The 22,360-nt window shown below is 73.3% G+C and carries 20 protein-coding genes; 11 read left to right on the top strand and 9 right to left on the bottom strand.

The genetic code is table 11. The features are described 5' to 3' along the window. Positions 1-83 precede the first annotated feature (83 nt). The 3 genes from UIS43_RS03920 to UIS43_RS03910 form a co-directional block, all read right to left on the bottom strand. Entirely contained in the window at positions 84-1,352 is a 1,269-nt protein-coding gene (locus UIS43_RS03920; protein WP_013153082.1) for a metallophosphoesterase family protein, read from the bottom strand. 401 nt (positions 1,353-1,753) lie between these two features. Continuing rightward, positions 1,754-2,551, bottom strand: a complete 798-nt coding sequence (locus UIS43_RS03915) for a MerR family transcriptional regulator (protein WP_013153081.1) — start codon at positions 2,549-2,551, stop codon at positions 1,754-1,756. 18 nt (positions 2,552-2,569) lie between these two features. Further along, on the bottom strand, positions 2,570-3,481 hold the full coding sequence (locus tag UIS43_RS03910; protein WP_013153080.1) for an alpha/beta fold hydrolase: 912 nt from the start codon (positions 3,479-3,481) through the stop codon (positions 2,570-2,572). Positions 3,482-3,595: 114 nt separating this feature from the next. Between UIS43_RS03910 and UIS43_RS03905 the strand changes: the two genes are divergently transcribed. After that, entirely contained in the window at positions 3,596-4,573 is a 978-nt protein-coding gene (locus UIS43_RS03905; RefSeq protein ID WP_013153079.1) for an aldo/keto reductase, read from the top strand. A gap of 111 nt (positions 4,574-4,684) precedes the next feature. Here the strand turns inward: UIS43_RS03905 and UIS43_RS03900 are convergent, their stop codons facing one another. Next, the gene (locus tag UIS43_RS03900; protein ID WP_013153078.1) at positions 4,685-5,416 is read right to left on the bottom strand and encodes an alpha/beta fold hydrolase; all 732 of its coding nucleotides are present in this window, start codon (positions 5,414-5,416) and stop codon (positions 4,685-4,687) included. 41 nt (positions 5,417-5,457) lie between these two features. Then, complete coding sequence (gene gdhA / locus UIS43_RS03895) at positions 5,458-6,828, bottom strand: NADP-specific glutamate dehydrogenase (protein ID WP_013153077.1); 1,371 nt, start codon at positions 6,826-6,828, stop codon at positions 5,458-5,460. A 460-nt stretch (positions 6,829-7,288) separates the two neighbouring features. Here gdhA and UIS43_RS03890 point away from each other — a divergent pair, with 460 nt between their 5' ends. The 4 genes from UIS43_RS03890 to UIS43_RS03875 all read left to right on the top strand — a co-directional run bounded on the left by UIS43_RS03890 (position 7,289) and on the right by UIS43_RS03875 (position 11,131). Beyond that, complete coding sequence (locus UIS43_RS03890; RefSeq protein ID WP_370012494.1) at positions 7,289-8,281, top strand: GlxA family transcriptional regulator; 993 nt, start codon at positions 7,289-7,291, stop codon at positions 8,279-8,281. 82 nt (positions 8,282-8,363) lie between these two features. Continuing rightward, a complete protein-coding gene (locus UIS43_RS03885; RefSeq protein ID WP_071622071.1) occupies positions 8,364-8,987 on the top strand; it encodes a cysteine hydrolase family protein in 624 nt (207 codons plus the stop codon). 145 nt (positions 8,988-9,132) lie between these two features. Further along, positions 9,133-10,179: a Gfo/Idh/MocA family protein gene (locus UIS43_RS03880; protein WP_013153074.1), complete on the top strand. Its 1,047-nt coding sequence runs from the start codon at positions 9,133-9,135 to the stop codon at positions 10,177-10,179. 118 nt (positions 10,180-10,297) lie between these two features. Then, positions 10,298-11,131, top strand: coding sequence for a phosphotransferase (locus UIS43_RS03875; RefSeq protein ID WP_370012492.1), 834 nt, complete (start codon positions 10,298-10,300; stop codon positions 11,129-11,131). A gap of 207 nt (positions 11,132-11,338) precedes the next feature. On the opposite strand, the gene UIS43_RS03870 is transcribed toward UIS43_RS03875, so the two are convergent. Next, positions 11,339-11,902 (bottom strand): XRE family transcriptional regulator, encoded by a 564-nt coding sequence (locus tag UIS43_RS03870; RefSeq protein ID WP_013153072.1) that lies wholly within the window; start codon positions 11,900-11,902, stop codon positions 11,339-11,341. Between the two features lie 32 nt (positions 11,903-11,934). Between UIS43_RS03870 and UIS43_RS03865 the strand changes: the two genes are divergently transcribed. Together UIS43_RS03865 and UIS43_RS03860 are read left to right on the top strand one after the other, a co-directional pair. Further along, positions 11,935-12,462, top strand: coding sequence for a GNAT family N-acetyltransferase (locus UIS43_RS03865; protein ID WP_013153071.1), 528 nt, complete (start codon positions 11,935-11,937; stop codon positions 12,460-12,462). A 366-nt stretch (positions 12,463-12,828) separates the two neighbouring features. Next, entirely contained in the window at positions 12,829-13,788 is a 960-nt protein-coding gene (locus UIS43_RS03860) for a DMT family transporter (RefSeq protein WP_041552644.1), read from the top strand. Positions 13,789-13,918: 130 nt separating this feature from the next. On the opposite strand, the gene UIS43_RS03855 is transcribed toward UIS43_RS03860, so the two are convergent. Genes UIS43_RS03855 through UIS43_RS03845 form a run of 3 tightly spaced genes read right to left on the bottom strand, consistent with a single transcriptional unit; the run spans position 13,919 to position 17,093 of the window. Then, entirely contained in the window at positions 13,919-15,238 is a 1,320-nt protein-coding gene (locus tag UIS43_RS03855) for an ABC transporter substrate-binding protein (RefSeq protein ID WP_013153069.1), read from the bottom strand. 18 nt (positions 15,239-15,256) lie between these two features. Beyond that, positions 15,257-16,132 (bottom strand): carbohydrate ABC transporter permease, encoded by an 876-nt coding sequence (locus tag UIS43_RS03850; RefSeq protein WP_013153068.1) that lies wholly within the window; start codon positions 16,130-16,132, stop codon positions 15,257-15,259. Beyond that, positions 16,122-17,093: a carbohydrate ABC transporter permease gene (locus tag UIS43_RS03845; RefSeq protein ID WP_013153067.1), complete on the bottom strand. Its 972-nt coding sequence runs from the start codon at positions 17,091-17,093 to the stop codon at positions 16,122-16,124. The genes UIS43_RS03850 and UIS43_RS03845 overlap by 11 nt, the downstream gene beginning before the upstream one ends. A 433-nt stretch (positions 17,094-17,526) precedes the next feature. Between UIS43_RS03845 and UIS43_RS03840 the strand changes: the two genes are divergently transcribed. From UIS43_RS03840 to UIS43_RS03825, 4 genes are all read left to right on the top strand, one after another. Then, positions 17,527-18,834: a Gfo/Idh/MocA family protein gene (locus UIS43_RS03840; protein WP_117198053.1), complete on the top strand. Its 1,308-nt coding sequence runs from the start codon at positions 17,527-17,529 to the stop codon at positions 18,832-18,834. Then, entirely contained in the window at positions 18,834-20,006 is a 1,173-nt protein-coding gene (locus tag UIS43_RS03835) for a Gfo/Idh/MocA family oxidoreductase (RefSeq protein ID WP_358453390.1), read from the top strand. Before UIS43_RS03840 ends, UIS43_RS03835 begins: the two co-directional genes overlap by 1 nt. Next, the gene (locus UIS43_RS03830; RefSeq protein WP_370012488.1) at positions 20,003-20,890 is read left to right on the top strand and encodes a PmoA family protein; all 888 of its coding nucleotides are present in this window, start codon (positions 20,003-20,005) and stop codon (positions 20,888-20,890) included. Before UIS43_RS03835 ends, UIS43_RS03830 begins: the two co-directional genes overlap by 4 nt. Before the next feature lie 514 nt (positions 20,891-21,404). Continuing rightward, a complete protein-coding gene (locus tag UIS43_RS03825) occupies positions 21,405-22,352 on the top strand; it encodes an NAD(P)-dependent oxidoreductase (RefSeq protein WP_013153063.1) in 948 nt (315 codons plus the stop codon). The last annotated feature ends 8 nt before the right edge of the window (positions 22,353-22,360 follow it).

Below are 22,360 nucleotides of genomic sequence, written 5' to 3'. Positions count from 1 at the left end.
CCGGGCGCCCGCCGTACCGGCGCTCGGGGTCCTTCGTCGCGCCTGGCGCCCCCGGCGAGGGACCGGGGGCGCCGCGCCGGGGCTCAGAGCGTGTCGGTCACGCGCTTGCCGTCGCCCTTGTCGATGGTGAAGGAGTCCACGACCGCGCCGTCGGCGGTGCGGGCGGTGTAGCGCAGGCGGGCGCCGTCCACCTCCACGGCCTGGAAGGTGGAGGTGTCGGTCAGCTGCACGCGCACCTCGGCGCCGTTGTCGGTCCAGTTGGAGGCGGAGGCGTCGTACATCTTGGTGCCGGTCACCGCGACGGTGTAGACCGGGCCGGTCTGCACGTCGGGGTCGTCGGTGCGGTTCGCGGTCAGGTTGCCCCGGCCGTAGGAGTGGTCGTGGCCCTGGAGGACCAGGTCCACGTCGTGCTCCTCCAGGGTGTCGAGCCAGGAGTCGCGCAGGGGGCCGTTGTCGCGGCTGGGGCTGTTGGAGAAGACCGGGTGGTGGAAGGTGACCACCGTCCAGGGGTGGGGGTTGGTGGCCAGGGCCTCCTCCAGCCAGCGCTGCTGGGTGTCCAGCCAGGAGTCGGCGCTCAGCGGCGCCGCGTTGCGGTAGTTGGAGTTGAGGACGACGAAGCGCACGCCCTGGTAGTCGGTGTGGTAGACGGTCTGGGGCAGGTGGCGTCCGCTGGCGGGCCCGTTGCCCGCGCCCGGGAACTGCGGGTTCCAGTACCGGCTCAGGGAGAGCAGCGAGTACTCGTGGTTGCCGGGGGCGGCGAGGTGGTTGACGGTGCCGGTGGCCTCGGGGCCGAAGGCGCCGAACCACTCGGTCCACTGCGACTCGCTGTTGGGCGAGTCGACCAGGTCACCGGAGTGCACGACCAGCTCGGCGTCGGGTTCGGCGGCCAGGGCGGCACGCACCACCGTGGCACCGCCGGTGGAGATGCCGTTCTGGACGTCGCCGAAGTACAGGAAGGTGAAGGGTTCGGCGCCGGAGGCCGCGGTGGTGAAGGTGCGCCAGGGGCTGAAGGCGGTGCCGTCGCCGACGCGGTAGCGGTAGGCGGTGTCGGGGGTCAGACCGGTGGCGGTGGCCGCGTGGAAGGTGCCGCTGGCCGAGCCGGTGTCGGCGCCCTCGACCGTGGTGACCCGGCCGGGGTCGGCGGCGGGGGCGATCTGCATGACCGGCGACCCGGAGCCGTCCGAGCGCCAGGCGAGGGTCTGGGAGGTGGCGGGATCGGCCGTGGGCGAGAGGATCACGCGTTCGGGCGCGGTGGCCGCGGACGCGGCGGGTGCGTTGGCGACGACCGGGGTCAGGGCCAGCAGGGTCGTGCCGAGCAGGGCGAGGGCGGGTCGGGCGGCGAAGCGGGACACGGGGGGTGCCTTTCTGCCGGGGGAACGCTGACGCAGCGAAGGTAACCGCCCGCGCGCAACGCGGTGTGAACGCCCGGGGACGATCCGTCGCGGCACGGTGAACGCCGGGCATGACCGCTGTTACAGGCGCAGGGCACCGGGCCGCCTCCGTCACCGACGGCTTCCGTGCCCGCGATCCCCGGACCGGTGGCCCCGTACCGCGGACTCCGGATCGTCGGCCCCGCGGCGGTGGGCTTACCGGGCGCTCCGGATCGGTGCCCCCCGAAGCGGAGGGGCCCGGACCCGGCGGTCCCGTGCCGGTGGCCCCTGGGCCAGCCGCCCCCGAACCCGGCTGCCTTCGGCCCCGGCGCTCCCCCCGAAGCGCCGCGGCCGCGGCTCCCTCCCCGCCGTGTCCTCCCGTCTCATCCCCTCCGGGGCGCCGCGTCCGGCGCGGGGTCCACGCGTTCGAGCCTGGTCCAGCCGGACCAGCCCCGCTCCTTCAGCAGCTCGATCAGCCGCCGCGCCGGGGGCACCGTGTCGAAGACCAGCCTGTCCATCAGCTCGGCGAGCGCCGGTTCGACATCGGTGTCGTCCACGTAGTCCTCGCCCCGTTCGTCGGCCATCCGCGTGAGGTAGTCGGCCAGTTCGTCGGCCAGCCCGGCCAACCGCGGGTCGTCGCCGCTCCGGCCGAGCGCCCGGCCCAGCACGAGGTAGAAGTCGACGAACCGCGGATCGGCGAGCTGCTCCCGCTTACGCGCCGTCCACTCCGCGATCCGTTCGGGTGAGTGCGCGGCCAGCAGGATCCAGCCCTCGCGCTCGGCCCTGACGATCCGCTCGTGCACCCCGAGCCCCCGCAGCCGGGCGAGGTGGTCGACCACCTCCGGCGGCAGCGCCAGGCCGTCCCCCGCTCTGAGCCGGGCGACCTGCTCGCGGTGCCGCTGCCGCTGCCGGATCTCCGCGCGCAGCCGCGCGTCGATGTCGGCGACCGCCGCGGCGAACTCCTCCTCGTCGGCCCGTAGCAGCTCCCGCACACGCGCCAACGGGACTCCGGCCCCGGCGAGGGTCCTGATCCTGATCAGCTCGACCACGGCGTCGGCGCCGTACCTGCGGTAGCCGGAGCGGTCGCGTTCGGGCTCGGGCAGCAATCCCTTGGCGTGGTAGTGCCGCACCGCGCGCACCGTCACCCCCGCGTACGACGCCAGTTCGCCGATGGTCAGCATCGCACCGATCCCTCCTGGTCAGGGTGTGTGCGAGGGTTCGGCTCGCCCGCCCGTGCCCCGTGTGTCCCGGATGATACGGGCGATCTCCGGGGCGTGGGTGAAGACGAGCTGGTGGTCGGCGTCGAGCCGGTGCACGGCGATGCGCGGCTGCGCGCGGACGAGCCGCGCGACACCGGCACGCCAGTTCCGGTTGAACCGTGTCGCGTGTTCCCCGCCCCTGTCACCGGCCATCGCGGTCGACACGACCATGCTGACGGGCAGGTCGATCCTGTCGTAGCGGTCGAGGATCGTGGACCGGACCCCGTCGATCTCCGTGTTCAGGTCCAAGACCTCCTGGGCGGTGAGCAGCACCTGACGCGCGGTGCCCCGCTCGGCCTCGTGCCGTGCCGCCTGCTCCTGCCACATCGCGCGGAAGAGCGGCAGGTCGGCCTCGGTGACGAACGGTTCGGGCACCGGGTTGGCCCCGTCGAGGAGCACGAGTCCGGCGACGCCGCCGGGGTGCTCGGAGGCGTGGTGCACGGCCAGGTCCGCGCCCAGGGAGTAGCCCACGAGCAGGGGCGCCTCGGGCGGGCCGAGCCGTTCCAGTTCCGCCAGCACGGCGCCGAGGTCGCCGAGGAAGGCCTCGAAGGAGTACCGGTCGGCGGCGGAGGCGAGGCCGTGACCCCTGAGGTCGAAGGTCACCACGTCGTGGTCGCGCCGCAGCAGCCCGGCCAGCTCGCACAGGTCGGCCTGTGTCGTGTGCAGGCCGGGGCACAGGACCAGCGGCCGCCCCCGGCCGCCCCGGGTCACCGGGATGGTGACACCGTCGTGGTGGACCGTGAAGCGCCGCAGCGACCCGGCGCCCCGTCCGTCCCGCTCCTCACCGCGGCCCCGTCCGCGGTACGGCTCGTGGGGCCCGTTCGTCTTGGTCGTGGCGTTCTCGGTGTTCATGCCGCCATGGTGCGGGGTTGACCCGGGGTCAGGGTCAACCCCGCCGCCGGAGCGGAACGCGATCAGGGGAGTCCACGCAGATGGGAACGCTCCCAAGGGCCTAGGATCGCACCCATGGAAACACGCGTACTCGGCCGCACCGGCAACAACGTGGGCGTCATCGGTTTCGGCGCCTGGCAGATCGGAGCCTCCTGGGGCGAGGTCAGCGAGGCCGACGCCCTGGCCGCCCTGCACGCGGCCGCCGACGCCGGTGTCACCTTCTTCGACACCGCCGACGTCTACGGCGACGGCCGCAGCGAGCGGCTCGTCGGCCAGCTGCTCAAGGAGCGCCCCGGCATCACCGTGGCCACCAAGATGGGCCGCCGCGCCGACCAGACCCCCGACAACTACAACCCCGACAACTTCCGCGCCTGGAACGACCGCTCCCGCCAGAACCTGGGCGTGGACACGATCGACCTCGTCCAGCTGCACTGCCCGCCCTCGCGGGTCATCGCCACCGACGCCGTCTTCGACGACCTGGACGCCATGGTCGCCGAGGGCCGCATGCGCGCCTACGGCGTGTCGGTGGAGACCGTGGACGAGGCCCTGACCGCGATCGCCCGGCCCAACGTGGCCACGGTGCAGATCATCCTCAACGCCTTCCGCCACAAGCCGCTGGAGAGGGTGCTGCCCGCCGCCCGCGAGGCCGGGGTCGGCATCATCGCCCGTGTGCCCCTGGCCAGCGGTCTGCTGTCGGGCAGGTTCAGCGCCGACACCGCCTTCGGCGAGGACGACCACCGCAACTTCAACCGCGAGGGCCAGGCCTTCGACAAGGGCGAGACCTTCTCCGGCATCGACTACGCGACCGGACTGGAGGCGGTGGAGCGCCTGCGCCCGCTGGTGCCCGAGGGCGTGACGATGGCCCAGTTCGCACTGCGCTGGATCCTGGACCAGGAGGGGGTCAGCGTGGTCATCCCCGGCGCCCGCAACGCCGACCAGGCGCGCGGCAACGCCTCCGCCGCCGAGCTGGCCCCGCTCGACCCCGAGGTCCGCGCCCGGGTGGCCGAGGTCTACGACGAACTCGTCCGGCCCCAGGTCCACCACCTGTGGTGACGAACGCGTGACCGCCTCCGGGCCCCGACGCCCGGGTGCCCCCGCCTGACGGCTCCGGGGCCGGGGCGCCGACGCGCGCCCTGGCCCCGGAGCCGCGCCCGGACGGGCCGCTCACACCCTGGCGGCCAGGACACGGGCGAACAGGTCCGGGCGTTGGAGGGGTATGCCGTGACCGCATCCCGGCACGGAGGCCAGCCGGCAGCCCGGGAGGGCGTCACGGATGCCGCGCGCGGAATCGCGCATCAGTCCGCGCTCCCGTTCCCCGACCATCACCAGCGCCGGGCCCCCGAAACCGGACCAGCCGGGGGGAAGGGTGAAGCGGATGTTCTCGCCGACGCTGGCGAGAAGGGTCGCACGGCTCATGCGGGCGCTGTCGCGGAGGTAGTCGTCCAGGAGTTCGTCCGGGACGAACAGCTCCCTCGCCTGGAGCCTGGCGAACCACCGCTGTCGCGCGAGCGGCGCGGTCGCGGCGAGCAGGCCCAGGGTCGCGCCCGGGAACCGGAGGGGTCTGGCCTGGGCGCTCACGACGACGGCTCCGGTGACGAGGTCGGGCCGGGTCGCGGCCAGGAGCGTCGTGAGCTGCGCCCCCAGGGAGAACCCCGCGACCAGCGCGCCGCGCGGCGCGCGTTCCTCCAGGACCTCCGCCACGGCCCGGGCGGTCTCCTCGTGTGAGCGGTACGCCTCGTCCGCGCTGCGTCCGTGGCCGGGAAGGTCGGGAACGATCGCGCGGGCCGCGCCCCCGAGCCGCTCCAGCACCGGACGCCACATCCATCCCGCGACGCCGCCGCCGTGCAGCAGCAGGACAGGAGAAGCGTGTGCGTCGCCGGTCTCACGGACGTACACGCCCGCCTCCTCCCAATCGTCGGTGACACCCCGCCCCACCGTTAGATCAGGCCCTGGGCCAGCATCGCGCCCGCCACCCGCTCGAACCCGGCCACGTTGGCGCCCAGCACGTAGTCGCCCGGCGCCCCGTAGCGCTCGGCCGCCTCCTCGCAGCGGTCGTGGATGCCCGCCATCGTCTCGGCCAGCTCGGCCTCGGCGTGCTCGAAGGACCACGACGTGCGCCGCGCGTTCTGGCGCATCTCCAGCACGCTGGTGGCCACACCGCCGGCGTTGGCCGCCTTGCCCGGCGCGAACAGCACACCGGCCTCGCGCAGCACCTTGACCGCCTCGGGTGTGGTGGGCATGTTCGCGCCCTCCGCCACCGCCACCACGCCGTTGCGCACCAGTGTGCGCGCCGCGTCGGCGTCCAGCTCGTTCTGGGTGGCCGAGGGCAGCGCCACGTCGCACGGCACGTCCCAGATGCTGCCGCCCTCGACGTAGTGGGCGCCCCCGCCGCGACGCTCGGCGTAGACGCTGATCCGGGCGCGTTCGACCTCCTTGACCTGCTTGAGCAGGTCCAGGTCCAGGCCCTTGTCGTCCACCACGTAGCCGCCGGAGTCGGAGACGGCCACCACGTTCGCGCCCAGCTGCTGGGCCTTCTCCACCGAGTAGATCGCCACGTTGCCCGACCCGGAGACCACCACGCGCTGGCCGTCCAGAGCGCGGTCCGACCGCTCCAGCATCCGCTGGGTGAAGAGCACGCTGCCGTACCCGGTGGCCTCGGTGCGCACCCGTGAGCCGCCCCACTCCAGGCCCTTGCCGGTGATCACCCCGGCCTCCCAGCGGTTGGCCAGGCGCCGGTACTGGCCGAACAGGTAGCCGATCTCGCGGCCGCCCACGCCGATGTCCCCGGCCGGGACGTCGGTGTGCTCACCCAGGTGGCGGTGCAGCTCGGTCATGAACGACTGGCAGAACCGCTCGATCTCCGCCTCGGAGCGGCCCTTGGGGTCGAAGTCGCTGCCGCCCTTGCCGCCGCCGATGTTCATGCCGGTCAGGGCGTTCTTGAAGATCTGCTCGAAGCCCAGGAACTTGATCACGCCGAGGTTGACGCTGGGGTGGAAGCGCAGCCCGCCCTTGTAGGGGCCCAGCGCGCTGTTGAACTCCACCCGGAAGCCCCGGTTGACGTGCACCCGGCCCTGGTCGTCGCGCCAGGGCACCCGGAAGACCACCTGGCGCTCGGGCTCGCACAGGCGCTCCAGGATGCGCTGTTCGGCGTACTCGGGGTGCCGGGTCAGGGCCGGGGAGAGGTCGTCCAGGACCTCCAGCACCGCCTGCTGGAACTCCGGCTCGTCGGGGTTGCGGCGCACGACGTGCTCGTAGGCGGATCGGACTCCGGGGTGGTGGTCACGGCCTGCCTCGTCGGCGAAGGGCATGGGTGAACGTTCCTTTCAGCACAGGTGGAACGGGCACCCCACACGCCGTTGTGTCGGGAACCTCGAACAAGCGCACGCTGGCGCAACACATGGTGGTGATCCGAGGCCCTGAGGTCCTCACGCCTGCGGATCGTGGCTGTGTGAGGAGTGTATTACCTCGATGTAAACATAAATCCTCCGTGGCCACGGTCGGCCGCCCCCTCCGGGGAACCGGTGTCGCCACAGGTCAGCGCGTGCTCGCACGGAGTCGTCACCGGAAGGGGACCCCCGGCCGCCGCGCGGCGCGTGTTTCCGTCGCGTTGCGCGTACGTGACGCCGCCCGGGGACGGGTCCCACCTCGCGGGCCCCGGCGCCGAGCCGCAGGAGACGCTTCCGGGCCTGGCCGCAGGACCGGACCAGTGTCCGGATGTGACAGCCGGTCGTCATTGCGGTCATGGTCGGCGGCGGTGAGGATGGACCCATGTCCCTTCCGCACCGTGTCGTCATCGGGGTCTTCCCCGACGTCGACCTCCTTGACGTCACCGGCCCGGCCGAGGTCTTCGCGCTGGCCAACCAGGAGGCCCCGGGCCGTGCCGACTACCGGGTCCTCCTCGCCGGGCCGACCCGCGGCGAGGTGCGGACGTCGGCGGGCGTGCGGCTGCTCACCGACGTGTCCTTCGACGACGTCGGCGGACAGGTGGACACGCTGCTGGTACCCGGCGCGGTCGACATGAGCGACGACGGCCCCGTGGCCCGGATCGACTCCGACGTCGTGGCGTGGGTGCGGGAGACCGCCCCCTGCGCCCGGCGGGTGGCGTCGGTGTGCGTGGGCGCGCACGTACTGGCGGCGGCCGGACTGCTGGACGGCAGGACCGCGACCACGCACTGGTCGACCGCCGCGCAGCTCGCCGCCGACCATCCGGCCGTCACGGTCGACCCGGACCCGATCTTCGTCCGCGCCGACCGCGGACGGCTGTGGACGGGCGCCGGGATCAGCGCCTGCCTGGACCTCGCACTCGCCCTGGTGGCCGAGGATCTGGGTGAGGACGTCGCGCTGGCGGTGGCCCGGCAGCTGGTGATGTACCTCAAGCGGCAGAGCGGGCAGAGCCAGTTCTCCGTGCCGCTCAGCCGGCCCGCCTCCGCCCGCCGCGACATCGACGAGCTGCTGCTGTGGATTTCCGACCACCTCGACGAGGACCTGTCCGCGGAGGTGCTGGCGGCCCGGATGCACCTGAGCGAACGGCACTTCGCCCGCGTCTTCGCCCAGGAGACCGGCACCGGTCCCGCCGCCTACGTCGAGGGCGTCCGGGTCGAGGCCGCCCGGCGCCTGCTGGAGACCACCGACGACCCGCTCGACCGGGTCGCGGCCAGGGCCGGGTTCGGCTCGACGGAGACCCTGCACCGGGCGTTCAGGCGACAGCTCGCCACCACCCCCGCCGCCTACCGCCGCCGCTTCCGCACCCAGGCCGCCTGACCCCCGCGCCCACCAGTACTCCCCTCCTGCACCGGCAGGACGGAGAGCTTCGCCATGCCCCGCTTCTCCCGAAAGGCATCCCATGAGCACGAACCAGCCATCCACGACCCTGCGCCGCGTCATCGGTCTGGACGACCAGCCGCCCGGTCTGGGCGACGCCGTCCTGGTCATGATCGACATCCAGAACACCTACCGCACCGGCGTCATGGCGCTGGAAGGCGCCGAGGAAGCCCTCGCGGCCAGCGCCCGGCTGCTGGAGCGCGCCCGCGCCGCGGGCACTCCCGTCGTCCACGTCGTCAACGACGGGGGCGAGGGCACCCCCTACGACATCCACGCCCGCATCGGCGCCATCAGCGACGAGGTCGCCCCGGCCGACGGCGAGCCGGTCGTGGTCAAGCGGTTCCCCGATTCCTTCCACCTCACCGAACTGGAGAGGACCCTGACCGCCCTGGGCGCCGCCCCGGGCAGCGGCAAGGACCTCGTGCTGGCCGGTTTCATGACGCACATGTGCGTCAACTACACGGCCCAGGGCGCCTTCAACCTCGGCTACCGCCCCAGCGTCGTCGCCGAGACCACCGCCACCCGCGCCCTCACCGCTCCGGACGGCACCGTCCTGCCCGCCGCCACCCTCCAGGCTGCCGCCCTGACCACCATCGCCGACCTGTTCGGCACGGTCGTCCCCACCGTCGACGCCCTCACCGACTGACCAGGGCTCCGGCCCCGCACCGCGGGGCCGCCCGCCCCGCCACGGGGCGGCGGGGCGGGCCACACGGGGCGCGGGGCCCGCCCCCGGACCGCGCGTGCGGCGTAATCCCTTTGCCCCGCGACCGCCCGGGGACGATGATGCCCCTATGCGCGTGGGAGTGGTGGGACTGGGGATGGGCCTGCACCTGGCGGTGTGGGCCGCCAGACTGGGCATGGACGTGGTGGCGGCCTGCGACCGCGACCCCTCCCTGCACGCCGCGGCCCGCGAGCGGCTGCCAGGCGCGACCCTCACCGACCGCTGGCGGGACCTGCTCGACCAGGACTTGGACGGGGTCATTCTGGCCAACGACTTCGACGCCCACGCGCCCCTGGCCCTGGCCTTCCTCGACCGCGGCGTCCACGTGCTCTCCGAGACCGCCGCGTGCGCCGACGAGGCCGAGGCGAGGGCGCTGGTCGCGGCGGCCGACCGCTCGTCGGCGACCTACTCCCTGGCCGAGAACTACACCCTCCACCCGCACGTGCTGCTCGTCCGCGAGGCCGTCCGGGCGGGCGAACTGGGCCGGATCAGCCTCATCGAGGCCGACTACCTGCACGGCATGTCCCCCGAGGGCGTCGCCGGGCTGACCGGCGACCCCGCCCACTGGCGCGGGCGCATCGCCCCCACCGCCTACTGCACCCACTCCCTGTCACCGATCCTGGCGATCACCGGTGCGCACCCGGTGGAGGTCAGCGCGTTCACCGTGGACGAGGCCGCGCCGCGCCAGGCCAGCACCATGGTGGTGCGCCTGTCCACGGGCGCCCTGGCCGTCACCCGCAACGGCTTCCTCCAGGGCGAACCCGACAGCCACTGGAGCTGGGTGTCGGTGCGCGGCACCCGCGGGCTGGCCGAGTCGGTGCGGGCGCGGGGAGAGCGCGCCTGGTCGGTGCGCGTGCGCCACGAGGGGTGGACCCGCCCCGACGGCGACGCCCACGAGGAGGAACGCGTCCCGCCCGCGCTGTCGCTGGACGGCGAGCCCGTGGAACGCGGGGCCGAGGGCACGGTGCGCCTGCTGCGGGGCTTTCGCGACACCGTCGAGCACGGCGCCGAGCCGCTGGTGCCGGTGCGCGCGGCCGTGGCGGCCTCCCTGGTCGGGGTGGCCGGGGCCGAGTCGCTGGCCCGGGGGTCGTGTCCGGTCCCGGTTCCGCCGCTGTGATCGGACTCTTTCCCGCTCCGGGGCGACCTGTGACGCGGCGCGGCCTCCCCTCGGACGGTTCCTGGCACTAGTTTCGGAGTGGACCCGCCGCCGCAGGTCCTCGACGCCGAGGAGAGCGATGACCCATCCGACCGACACCGACAGCGGCACCGACAACAGGGGGAAGCGGCTGGCCGGCGGCATGATGACCACGGTGTTCCGGTACGGCGGCCACGTCGTGCGCACCGCGACACCCGCCGCGCCCGCCATCCACGCCCACCTTCGCGCCCTGGGCGAGAGCGGATTCAGGGGTGCTCCGGTGCCGCTGCGGCTGCGCGACGACGGCCGGGAGGAGCTGACCTTCGTGGAGGGGGACGTCGCCCTCCCGCCGTTCCCCGACTGGGCGTTCACCGAACACACCCTGCGCTCGTGCGCCGAACTGCTGCGCCTTTACCACGACGCCGCCGCACGCGTGCCCGTGGACGCCTCGGCCGCCTGGAACACCGGCTCCACCAGGATGGCCGACCCCGAGGGCGGTCCCATCCTGTGCCACAACGACCCCTGCCTGGAGAACATCGTCTTCCGCCGCGGCCGGGCCACGGCCCTGATCGACTTCGACCTGGCCGCGCCGGGCCGCCCCGTCTGGGACGTGGCGGCACTGGCCTACTACCTGGTGCCCGCGCTCGACCCGGTCTCGGCCGCCGGGACCCCGCACGAGGGGAGCGACGTCGCGCACCGGCTGCGCCTCCTCGCCGACGCCTACGGGCTCTCCCCCGAGGACCGCCGCGCCCTGCCGGGGACGGTCGAGGAGTACACGGCCGTCGCCCGCGTCTTCGTGGCCGAGCGGGTCGAGAACGGTGACGGCCTGTTCGCCCGCGACCTGGAGCGGACGGGCGGGTGGGAGCGCTGGGACCGCCGCCAGGCCTGGCTGGCCGACCAGCGCGCGGTGTTCGTCGGAGCGCTGGTGTCCTGAGCCGGGGGTCTGACGGCTCCCTGGTCCCGCGGGCGGGGCGTACGGCCGAGCCCCGGGGTGCCGGGAGCGCTCGTGCCCGCCCCGGTACCCGGTCCTCCTGCTCCGATCGGGCCTTCGCCTCCTCCGGGACGGCCTCGAACGCGGCGCGGCCTCCCCCGTGCGGTCACCGGCACCGGTCCCGAGGCGCGCCCGGGCCCGTCCGCGGCCTCAGGCTCCGCGCCGGGAGATGACCACCAGGTACCGGCAGTCCGCACCGGTCGGGTTGTGGAACTCGCACGGCTCGGGCGGGCCCAGGTGCAGGCAGTCGCCCCGTTCCAGCACGTGCTCCACACCGCCCTCTCGGAAGGCGAGCGTGCCCTCCAGCACCCAGATCTGGTGGTGGGTGAGGGCGTAGGCCTGCGCGGGGAAGCCCACCCGCGCCCCCGGCGGCAGCTCCACCTCCACCAGTTCGATCGGGCCGCCGGACGCGGGCGAGACCGCGCGCCTCCGGTATCCCGTCCCGGGATCGGTCCACACGGGCTGCTCGCGCGCGCGTACCAGGCGGCGGTCGCCCTGCTCGGCGCGCGCGATCAGCTCCGACAGGGTGATGCCGAGCGCGGCGGCGAGCCGCCCCAGCAGGGAGGCGGTGGGCTGGGCCTCGCCGTTCTCGATCCGGCTGATCATGCCCCGGGAGACACCGGACAGCTCGGCCAGCGCCCCTCCGCTCAGTCCGCGGGCCCGGCGCAGCTCTCGCAGGGTCGAGGCCAGGGCCGTTCCCAGTGTGTCGCTCATGACGTTCACTATAGGGAGCACGACTGAATACCATGGTCGACATGACTTCGATGCCGACCCTCACTGTCCGCGACGCGACCCCCGCGGACGCCCCGGCGTGCGCGGCGATCTACTCCCCCTACGTCACCGACACCGCGATCACCTTCGAGTACGAGCCGCCCACCGCCGAGCAGATGGCCGAACGGATCGCCGCGGCCCAGCGGCGGCACGCCTGGATCGTGCTGGAGGACGCCGACGGGGTCGTCGGCTACGCCTACGGCGGACCCTTCCGCACCCGCGACGCCTACCGGTGGTCGTGCGAGGTCAGCGTCTACCTGGCGATGGGCCGCAGGCGCACCGGCGCGGGCCGCGCCCTGTACCGGGAGCTGCTGCCCCGTCTGGCCGAACGCGGCATGCGCACCGCCGTCGCGTGCATGACCCTGCCCAACGAGGCCAGCCTGGGCCTGCACCGCTCCCTGGGTTTCGAGGACGTGGGCGTCATGCGCCGGGTGGGCCGCAAGTTCGACGCCTGGCACGACGTCGCCTGGGCCCAGATCGGCCTCACCCCCGCACAGGGCTGAGGCCGTCGCGGCAGCGGGCGCGCGCAGGTCGGAGCGGAGCCGCCGTCGCCCGACAACCCGGGAGGGAAGCAGCCGCCTGTTCGTCCCCGGCACGGTCGACAGCCATGGGAGCCCGCGCCGAAGGGGTGCGACCCCCACGCGGTTCGTGCCCGCGGCGGGAGGCGCGACCCCGTGTCCGCTCCCGGCGCCAGCAGACAGCCGAAGGAGCCCGTGCCCAAGCGCCTCCCGTGTCCGCTGCCGGTCGTGAACGCCCCCGCGCACGGCGCTCGCCGCCGGAGGCCACCCCGCCGCACGAAACCTCCGTCGGATCCCGGCCGTATGCTCGTCAACGGTCCCATGTCCCCACCATCCCCCGGGAGCACCGCCGTGTCCGTCCCACCCGCGCGCCACCGGAGCTCGGGGCTGGCCTTCGCGCTCGCCTCGGCACTCGCCTTCGGCGGTTCGGGCGTCTTCGCCCGCCCCCTGCTGGACGCGGGGATGGACTCCCTCCACGTCACCTGGCTGCGCGTGGCCGGTGCGGCGCTGCTGCTGTTGCCCGTGGCCCTGACCCACTGGCGCACCGCCCGCCGCCGCCCGCTGCTGGTGCTGGCCTACGGCGTCTTCCCGATGGCCGGGGTCCAGGCGCTGTACTTCGCCTCCATCGCGCGCATCCCCGTGGGCATCGCCCTGCTCATCGAGTTCCTCGGTCCGGTCCTGGTCCTGCTGTGGCTGCGCGTGGTGCGCCGCACCCGGGTCTCCCCCGCCGCCGTGGTCGGCGTGGTCCTGGCCGTGGCCGGGCTCGGCCTGCTGCTGGAGGTGTGGGCGGGCGTGCGCCTGGACGCGGTCGGCGTCGGGCTGGCGCTGGGAGCCGCCGCGGCGCAGGCCGTCTTCTTCCTGCTCTCGGACAGCATGGGCGAGGACACCCACCCGCTGGCCGTGGTGGCCTTCGGCTCCCTGGTCGCCGCGGCGCTGCTGGGCGTCCTGGCCCGGCCCTGGACGCTGCCCTGGCACATGCTCGCCGACCCGGTCGCGCTCGGCGGGTTCTCCTTCCCCGGCTGGGCGGCCGCCCTGTGGCTGGGCCTGGTGTGCACCGCGCTCGCCTACTTCCTCGGAATCTCGGCGGTCCGGCGACTGTCCCCGCAGGTCGCCGGGGCGGTCGCTTACCTGGAGGTGGTCACCGCGATCGTGCTGGCCTGGGCGCTGCTGGGTGAGGCGCTCACCCCCGTGCAGGCCGTCGGCGCCGCCGTCATCGTCGCGGGCGCCCTCGTCGCCCAGACCGCCGTGCCCCCGGCCCCCGCGCCGCCGGAGTCCGACCCCGAGCAACCGCCTGTCACCGCCTCATCCTGAGGAACGGACGACCGCGCACGGACGCCACCGGAACGCCCCACCGGGCGGGCCGCACACGCGGGCGGGCCCGGCGGGAGGGTCTCCTCCCGCCGGGCCCGCCCGTGCGGTGGTGCCGGGTACGCGGCTCGGATCAGGCCTCGCCGGTGGCCGCCTCGACCTCCGACATGAACTGCTCCGCGGCCTCGGCCGGGGTCAGCTCGCCGAAGGTCAGGTCCTCGGTGACGCGCTTGGTGATGTCCACGACCTGCCCCGCGCCGATCGGCGGCGGCGGGTTGCCGTCCACGATCGTGCCCTCGATCTCGGACAGGAACACCGCGCTGCGGGCGTCGGCCTCGGGCAGAGAGTCGATGATGTGGGACCGCACGTCCACGTTGGCGGGCAGACCGCGGTCGGCCAGGATCAGCTCGGCCGCCTCCTCGCTGTTGAGCAGGAAGTCCACGAACAGCGCCGCCTCCTCCGGGTGCTCGGTGCCCGCGGAGATGGAGTAGAACATGGCCGGCTTGAAGAACATGCCGGTGCGGTCCTCGGTGCTCTCACCCGGGTAGCGCAGCAGTTCGATGTCGCGGCCGGAGGAGGCCGAGATGCCGCCCAGCTGGTTGGTCCAGAAGTGGGCCATCGCGCCCTGGTTGGTGGAGAGCACCGACTGGTCGGGGCCGCCCGCCTCGATCTCCACGCTCTCGGCCGCGCCGGGCTGGCCGCCGTTCTCCACCAGCTGCTCGGTGACGGAGAACCACTCCTCCAGCGTCTCCTGGGAGAAGCCGAGGGATCCGTCCTCGGCGTAGAGGTTCTCCCCGCGCTGGCGGGCGAAGATCTGGAAGCCCGTCTCGTTGTAGGACATGCTCTGCGTGCCCACGACCTCGCCGTCGGTGGCCTCGCTGATCTGGGCCGAGATCTCGATGTAGTCGTCCCAGGTCCACGTCTCGTCGTCGGGCATCTCCACGCCCGCGTCCTCGAAGGCCTGGGGGTCGGCCAGGATCGCGTAGGCGTTCACGCCGGTGGCCACACCGAAGGTCTGCCCGTCCAGGTCGCCGCTCTCGGCCACCAGGGGGTCGATCCCCGACAGGTCCAACTCGACCTCGTTGAGGTCGAGCAGGGCGCCGCGGTCGCCGTACTCGCGCAGGTAGCGCTCCTCCTGCGTGATGATGTCGGGGGCGTCGTTGGCGGCGGTGCTGGTGGCCAGGCGGTCCCAGTACCCGGCCCAGTCGGTGTACTCGGGGACGATGGTGATGCCCGGGTTCTCGGCCTCGAACAGGTCGATGACCTGCTGTGTAGTGGAGTGGCGGTCGTCCGCGCCCCACCAGGAGAAGCGCAGCTCGACCGTGCCGTCGTCGGGCTCGGAGCCGCCACAGGCGGTGGCCGCCATGACGACGGCGCCCACTCCCGCGGCCACGGAGAGGAAAGGGCTGCGGCGACGGGCCTGGGGGCGCCCGTTGCCAGGGTGTGCGTGCATGTGTTCGGTTCCCTTCGACTACTTGATTCCGGTGGTGGCGATGCCCTTGACGAGGTATCGCTGACCCGCGAGGAAGAAACCGAAGACGGGGCCCAGGGCGACGATCGACATGGCGAACAGCGGACCCCAGGAGGTCTGCGAGGTCGAGTCGACGAAGGTGCGCAGGGCGACGGGGACGGTGTACATCGACGGGTCGGTGAGGAAGATCAGCTGGCTGAAGAAGTCGTTCCAGGTCCAGATGAAGGTGAAGATCGCGCTGGTGGCCAGGGCCGGCAGGGACAGCGGCATGATGATCTGGAAGAAGATGCGCACGTGGCCGCAGCCGTCGATGCGCGCCGCCTCGTCCAGGTCGCGGGGCAGTCCGCGGATGAACTGCACCATGAGGAAGATGAAGAACCCGTCCGTGGCCAGCAGCTTGGGCACGATCAGCGGCAGGAAGGTGTTGATCCAGTCCAGCTCGGCGAAGAGGATGTACTGCGGCACGATCACGACGTGGATCGGCAGCATGATCGTGGCCATCATGACGGCGAAGAACAGCCGCTTGCCGCGGAACTCCAGCCGGGCGAAGGCGTAGGCCGCCATCGAGCAGCCGATGAGGTTGCCCACGATCGCCCCGGCCACCACGATCGCCGAGTTGAGCAGGTAGTGGTGGAAGGGGAACTGGAGGGCGTTCCACCCCTCGGTGTAGTTGCCCGGGGTGAAGGTCTCGGGGATCAGGCCCGGGGCGCGGAAGATCTCCTCGGTGGGCTTGAACGAGCTGGAGAGCATCCACAGCAGCGGGTAGAGCATGACCAGCCCGAAGGCGATGAGCCCGATGTGCGTGATCAGCCGTCGTGTGTGTTCGGCCCGCGTGCGCTTCTGCGAGGTCACGGGGGGCATTGTCTTAGTCGCCATAGAAGACCCAGTACTTGGAGGCGATGAAGTTCACCGCGGTGAACCCGCCGATGATCAGCAGCAGCAGCCAGGCCATCGCCGAGGCGTAGCCCATGTCGAAGGAGCCGAAACCGCGCAGGTAGAGGTAGAGCGTGTAGAAGAGCGTGGAGTCCGAGGGGCCGCCGGTGCCGCCGCTGACCACGAACGCCTGGGTGAAGGTCTGGAAGGCGTTGATGAACTGCAGCACCATGTTGAAGAAGATGATCGGGGTGAGCATCGGCACGGTGATGTTCCAGAAGCGGCGCAGGGGGCCCGCCCCGTCCACCGCGGCGGCCTCGTAGTACATGGCGGGGATCTGGCGCAGACCCGCCAGGAAGATCACCATGGGCGCGCCGAAGGTCCACACGTTGAGCACGATCAGGGTGCCCAGCGCGTAGTCGGGGTGGGAGACCCAGCCCTCGCCCTGGATGCCGAAGAAGGCGAGCACCTGGTTGATCAGGCCCTCCGCGCCGAAGACCTGGCGCCACAGGATGGCGATGGCCACGCTGCCGCCGAGCAGGGAGGGCAGGTAGTACACCGACCGGTACAGGGGCAGCCCCCGCACGCCGCGGTCCAGGATCATGGCCAGGGCCAGGGCCAGGGCGAGCTGGAGCGGCACCGACACGAAGACGTAGACGAACGTGACCCTGAGCGCGCTGTGCAGGCGCTCGTCGTCGAACATCCGCTGGTAGTTCTCCAGGCCGACCCACTCGTAGTCGCCGATGAGGTTGTAGTCGGTGAAGGAGAAGTACAGGGAGGCCAGGAGGGGGCCCGCGGTGATGAGCACCAGGCCGACGAACCACGGGGCCAGGAAGCCGTAGGCGGCGAGGTTCTCGTTCCGCCGCTTGCCAGGGGCCGGGCTCTTGCCGACCCTGCGGCGCGGCTTGGCGCCGGCCGGGGCGTCGGGGGCCTTGGCGGGCCGCCGTTGCAGGAGGGCGCTCACGGGGATCCACCCTCCTGTGGGGCCACCGCCGGAGCGCTGGCGGGCGCGTGCGGTCCTGGATTCATGGAAACTGCCAATCTCGTTCGGAGACGCGTACGCTGTGGGCGAGAACACGTGATGAACTGCCGAAACATGTTCTGGTAAGCGCTATCCACGTACTAAGATGTTCAGTTTCTAGCACCGGGTTACATGGGTGTCAACGGCAGGTTTCCCGAGAACTGTGATCCAAGCCCCATATCGTTACGCTTCCGGCGGCCCCGGAGGCGCGGATTCTGCCGCGCGCTTTCCTCCCCCGCGCTCGTTCGCACGAGAAATCCCACCCTCCGAAGTGGATATGCCACTCTCCGTCGCGCGTCACGGGAGTGCGGACGCTCGGACACGTCTTGGTCGACACCCTTGTCGACCGGATGGGAAAGCGTTTACCATGCCCTGTGTGAACCACACCACCCCACGCAGGTACGCGATCGTCGGCACCGGATCCCGCGCCCGGATGTACACCCGGGCCCTGACCGGCACCCACCGGGACCGGGGACGTCTGGTCGCCCTCTGCGACACCAACAGCACCCGCATGACCGTGCACAACCGCATCGTCACCGACGCCGGGCTCGACGCCGTGCCGACCTACTCCCCAGACGACTTCGTCCGCATGCTCAAGGAGGAGAGGGTCGACGAGGTCATCGTCTGCACCGTCGACCGCACCCACGCCGACTACGTCGTGGCGGCCCTGGACGCCGGACTCGACGCCATCACCGAGAAGCCCATGACCGCCGACCTGGAGGGGCTGCGGCGCATCAACGAGGCCCAGGAGCGCACCGGGGGGCGGGTGACCGTCGGCTTCAACTACCGCTACAACCCCGTCCACCGCCAGCTGCGCGACCTCATCGCCTCCGGGGTGATCGGCGAGGTCGGGTCGGTGCACTTCGAGTGGCTGCTGGACCTGCGCCACGGCGCCGACTACTTCCGCCGCTGGCACCGCGACAAGACCCAGTCCGGCGGCCTGCTCGTGCACAAGGCCAGCCACCACTTCGACCTGGTCAACTGGTGGATCGGCGCCCGCCCCACCGACGTGTTCGCGTCGGGGAGGCTGTTCTTCTACGGCGACGACAACGGCCGCCGCCACGGCCTGGCCGCCGACTACGAGCGCGGCCACGGCGAGGACGCCGCCCAGAGCGACCCCTTCGCCCTGCACATGGACGACAGCGCCGACCTCAGGGCCCTGTACCTGGACGCCGAGCACGAGGACGGCTACCGGCGCGACCTCAACGTCTTCGGACCCGGCATCACCATCGAGGACGACATGTCCGTGCTGGTCGGCTACGACACCGGTGCGCGCCTGACCTACCACCTGGTCGCCTACGCGCCCTGGGAGGGGTACCGGATCGCGATCACCGGCAGCCGGGGGCGCCTGGAGCTGGACATGACCGAGTTCGAGTACACCTCGCCCGAGCAGGACGAGACCACGCCCGTGCGCGGCATGCCCGCCCCCAAGGAGCACACCAGCGCCCGGCTGTGGTTGCGACGCCACTGGCAGCCCCCCGAGGAGATCCCCGTGGCGGTGGGCGAGGGCACCCACGGCGGCGGCGACCAGCTCATGCTCGACTCGCTGTTCGGCGGCGAGGACGACGGCATCCGCCCCGACCACTCCGACGGCGGCAACGCCCTGCTCACCGGGCTGGCGGCCAACGCCTCCATCGCCTCGGGGGCGCCGGTCCGCGTCGCCGACCTGCTCGGGGGCAGCTGATGGGCGAACCCGTGCCCGTGCTGCTGGCCGGGGTCCACGGCCACGGCCGCGCCCACCTGCGCTCCCTGCGCGAGCTGGCGGGCAGCGGCCTGATCCGGCTCGTGGGCGTGTGCGACCAGCGCCCCGTGGCCGAGGACGACGACCTGGAGGGGCACGGCGCGCTGCCCTGCCACGCCGACCTGGGCGAGGCGATCGAGAGCACCGGCGCGCGGATCACCGTCCTGGCCACGCCCATCCACACCCACCTGCCCCTGGCCCGCACCGCGCTGGAACACGGCTCCCACCTGCTGCTGGAGAAGCCCACCACCGCGACCCTGGCCGAGTTCGAGGAGCTCACCGCGGCCGTGGACGCCTCCGGGCTGGCCTGCCAGGTGGGCTTCCAGAGCCTGGGGTCGGCCGCGGTGGAGGCCGTGCGCACCCTGGTGCGCGAGGGCGCGGTGGGGCGCGTGCGCGGCATCGGCGGTGCGGGCACGTGGGTGCGCACCTCGGCCTACTACGACCGCGCACCCTGGGCGGGGCGCCGCCGCCTCCAGGGGCGCGACGTCGTGGACGGGGCGCTGACCAACCCCTTCGCCCACGCCCTGGCCACCGCGCTGGCCGTGGCCGGAGCCGCGACCGAGGCGCCGCGGGACGTGGAGCTGGAGATGTTCCACGCCCACCCCATCGAGGCCGACGACACCTCGTGCGTGCGCGTGCGCACCGCGGACGGGCTGCCCATCACCCTGGCGGTGACCCTGTGCGCGCCCGAGCACCTGCCGCCGCGCCTGGTGGTCCACGGCGACCTGGGGCGCATCGAGTTCGAGTACACGCTGGACCGCGTCACCGTGCACCGGCCGGGCCGGCCCCCGGCCACCACCACGCACCCGCGCACCCACCTGTTGTCCAACCTGGTCGAGCACGTGCGCGGGGGCGAGCCGCTGCTGGTGCCGCCCCAGGCCACCCGGGCGTTCATGCACGTGCTCGAAGCGGTGCGCACCGCGCCCGACCCGGTGGCGCTGCCGGCGGGCATGCAGCACGTGTACCGCACCGAGGAGGGGGTGCGCCGGATCGTCCCCGGCATCGACGCCCTCATCCACCGCAGCGCCGAGCACCTGGCGCTGTTCTCCGAACTCGACCCCGCCTGGTCCCCCGCGGCCCGGACGGGAGCGACCGACGCGAAGGCCACGCCGTGAACACGCTGACCCTGGACGGCTGCGTCCTGGCCGTCCTCAGGGACGGGACCGACATCGAGCCGACCCTGTCGCCGCGCCCCTACCTGCACCCGGTGCGCACCCTCGCCGGGGTGCCGGTCACCGAGGAGCGGCCCGCCGACCACCTGCACCACTTCGGGGTGGGCGTGGCCGTGCCCGACGTGTCGGGGGTGAGCTTCTGGGGCGGACGCACCTTCACCCGCGACCGGGGGTCGGTGCTGCTGGACAACCACGGCCGTCAGCGGCACGTGTCCTGGCTGGAGCTGGCCGCGGACCGCCGTGTGGAGGCGCTGTCGTGGACCGGCCCGGACGGAGCCGAGATGCTGAGCGAGGAGCGCACCGTACGGGCCGCGGGCCTGGACGGGCGCACCTGGGTGCTGGACGTGCGCACGCAGCTGCGCAACACCTCGGGGCGCGACCTGAGCATCGGCAGCCCCGCCACCAACGGCAGGCCCGGCGCCGGGTACGGGGGCCTGTTCTGGCGCGCGCCCGTGGCCGCGGCCCCGCCCGTCGTCGTCGGCGCGGGCGGGCTGGAGGGAGAGAAGGCCCTGCACGGTTCGCGGGCCGAGTGGCTGGCCCTGGTCGGCGGTGAGGGTGCCGGAGGCCGTGGTGCCGGGGACGGCGGCGCGACCGCGAGCGGGGGGTGGACCCTGGTCTTCCTCCAGCCCGGGGAGCACACCGACCCGTGGTTCCTGCGGGCCGAGGACTACCCGGGGGTGGGGCCCGCGCTGGCGTGGGACACGCGGCTGCCCCTGCCCGAGGGCGGGCGCCTGGAGCGGCGGCTGCGCGTGGCGGTGCGCGACGGGCGGGCCGACGGGGCCGGGGAGCTGGCGGCCCTGGCCGAGGCCGCCCGGAACCTGCCCTAGTCCGGAATCCGCCCCGGTGCGGTGACCGCGAAGGGCACCGGACCGCTCCTTTCCCTTGTGCGCCGTTCGGGGGCTGGCCCCCTTCCGCCGCACCCACCCCGGGGCGGCCAGCCCGCCAACCGCCCCGGGTCCGTGCCCGGGAGGTGACGGGGAAAGGGGCTCCGCGGCTGTGGCGGAACTGAGGGCGGAACCGAGGTGGGGCCGCGGGCCGAGCCGGTGGGGTCCGGATCCTTGGGGCCCGGCCCACGGGATCCGGCCTGCGAGGCGCGGTTCGAGGTACGCCCCGCGGGGACGGGCTCCGCGGGGCGGGTCCGGTCGGGCCTGACCGGTTCTGACCGGAGCCCGCTCCGGAGGGGTCGGGCGGCCCGGGCACGAGGAGCGCAGCACGAAACCGGACGGGCCCGGGGAGCCCCCGATATCAACGTTAGGCCCGCCGCGCGGGGCGGCACCAGTGCCCCGCACGACCTGTGGACAACCCCCCGAACCCGGGGGCGAGGGAAGGAAGACAACACCCATGCGCGTTCTCGTCACCGGCGGCTCCGGACGGCTCGGCCGCAGCGTCGTGGCCACCCTGGCCGCACGCGGACACCAGGTGACCTCCGTGGACACCGCCGCGGCCGACCTGCCCGAGGGAGTCGACGCGGTCACCGCCGACCTGCTGGACCCGGCCGCACTGGAGGCGGCCTTCACCCGGGCCCGCCCCGAGGCCGTCGTCCACCTGGCCGGGATCGCCGTACCCTTCGCCCGACCCGACGTGGAGACCCTCCAGGTCAACACCGGCCTGGCCTGGGCGGTGCTCTCCGCCGCCGTCGCCCACGGCGCCCACTCGGCGGTGGCCGCCTCCAGCCCCACCGTCTACGGGTACAACACCCCCTCCTGGGCGCCCCGCTACCTGCCGCTGGACGAGGCCCACCCGGTCACGCCCTGGCACGCCTACGGGCTGAGCAAGGCGATCATCGAGGACACCGTGCGGGCCCTGGCCCGCACCTCCGCCACCTGCGTCCTGTCGTGCGTGCGCCCGGGCTACGTCGTGGCCCCCGAGGAGTGGGAGGGCGCGCCCACCCAGCTCGGGCACACCATGGCCGAGCGGCTGGCCGACCCGGCCCTGGCCGCCACCTCCCTGTTCAACTACGTCGACGCCCGCGACGCCGCCGAGCTGTTCGCGCTGGTCATCGAGAACCCGGCCAAGGTCAGCGGCGGCCAGGTGTTCAACGCCATGGCCCCCGACCCGCTGTCCGAGGTGCCCGTCGACGCCCTGCTGCCCCTGCACCACCCCGGCACCGCCCCGGTGGCCGCCGCCCTGGCCGACGGCCGCGCGGTCTTCTCCTCCCAGGCGGCCCGTACCGCGCTGGGCTGGGCCCCCTCCCGGACCTGGCGCACGCAACTGCGCTCCGGGGAGAGCCGCGCCTCCGAGGCCGGTTCCGTGGCTGACGGGGCCCGTGGGACATCAGAGCGTCCGTGAGCTGGTCG

Source organism: Nocardiopsis sp. LDBS0036 (assembly GCF_041228755.1).
GTDB lineage: Bacteria > Actinomycetota > Actinomycetes > Streptosporangiales > Streptosporangiaceae > Nocardiopsis > Nocardiopsis dassonvillei.
The sequence above is the reverse complement of the archived record's forward strand: the minus strand, read 5'-3'. Positions and strand labels throughout refer to the sequence as shown.

What these genes read in the sequence shown, in the direction of transcription:
- UIS43_RS03915 (WP_013153081.1), bottom strand. Translation starts at nt 2,551, where the DNA reads ATGCTGACCATCGGCGAACTGGCGTCGTACGCGGGGGTGACGGTGCGC.
- UIS43_RS03910 (WP_013153080.1), bottom strand. Translation starts at nt 3,481, where the DNA reads ATGAACACCGAGAACGCCACGACCAAGACGAACGGGCCCCACGAGCCG.
- UIS43_RS03905 (WP_013153079.1), top strand. Translation starts at nt 3,596, where the DNA reads ATGGAAACACGCGTACTCGGCCGCACCGGCAACAACGTGGGCGTCATC.
- gdhA (WP_013153077.1), bottom strand. Translation starts at nt 6,828, where the DNA reads ATGCCCTTCGCCGACGAGGCAGGCCGTGACCACCACCCCGGAGTCCGA.
- UIS43_RS03890 (WP_370012494.1), top strand. Translation starts at nt 7,289, where the DNA reads ATGTCCCTTCCGCACCGTGTCGTCATCGGGGTCTTCCCCGACGTCGAC.
- UIS43_RS03885 (WP_071622071.1), top strand. Translation starts at nt 8,364, where the DNA reads ATGAGCACGAACCAGCCATCCACGACCCTGCGCCGCGTCATCGGTCTG.
- UIS43_RS03880 (WP_013153074.1), top strand. Translation starts at nt 9,133, where the DNA reads ATGCGCGTGGGAGTGGTGGGACTGGGGATGGGCCTGCACCTGGCGGTG.
- UIS43_RS03875 (WP_370012492.1), top strand. Translation starts at nt 10,298, where the DNA reads ATGACCCATCCGACCGACACCGACAGCGGCACCGACAACAGGGGGAAG.
- UIS43_RS03870 (WP_013153072.1), bottom strand. Translation starts at nt 11,902, where the DNA reads ATGAGCGACACACTGGGAACGGCCCTGGCCTCGACCCTGCGAGAGCTG.
- UIS43_RS03865 (WP_013153071.1), top strand. Translation starts at nt 11,935, where the DNA reads ATGGTCGACATGACTTCGATGCCGACCCTCACTGTCCGCGACGCGACC.
- UIS43_RS03855 (WP_013153069.1), bottom strand. Translation starts at nt 15,238, where the DNA reads ATGCACGCACACCCTGGCAACGGGCGCCCCCAGGCCCGTCGCCGCAGC.
- UIS43_RS03850 (WP_013153068.1), bottom strand. Translation starts at nt 16,132, where the DNA reads ATGGCGACTAAGACAATGCCCCCCGTGACCTCGCAGAAGCGCACGCGG.
- UIS43_RS03835 (WP_358453390.1), top strand. Translation starts at nt 18,834, where the DNA reads ATGGGCGAACCCGTGCCCGTGCTGCTGGCCGGGGTCCACGGCCACGGC.
- UIS43_RS03825 (WP_013153063.1), top strand. Translation starts at nt 21,405, where the DNA reads ATGCGCGTTCTCGTCACCGGCGGCTCCGGACGGCTCGGCCGCAGCGTC.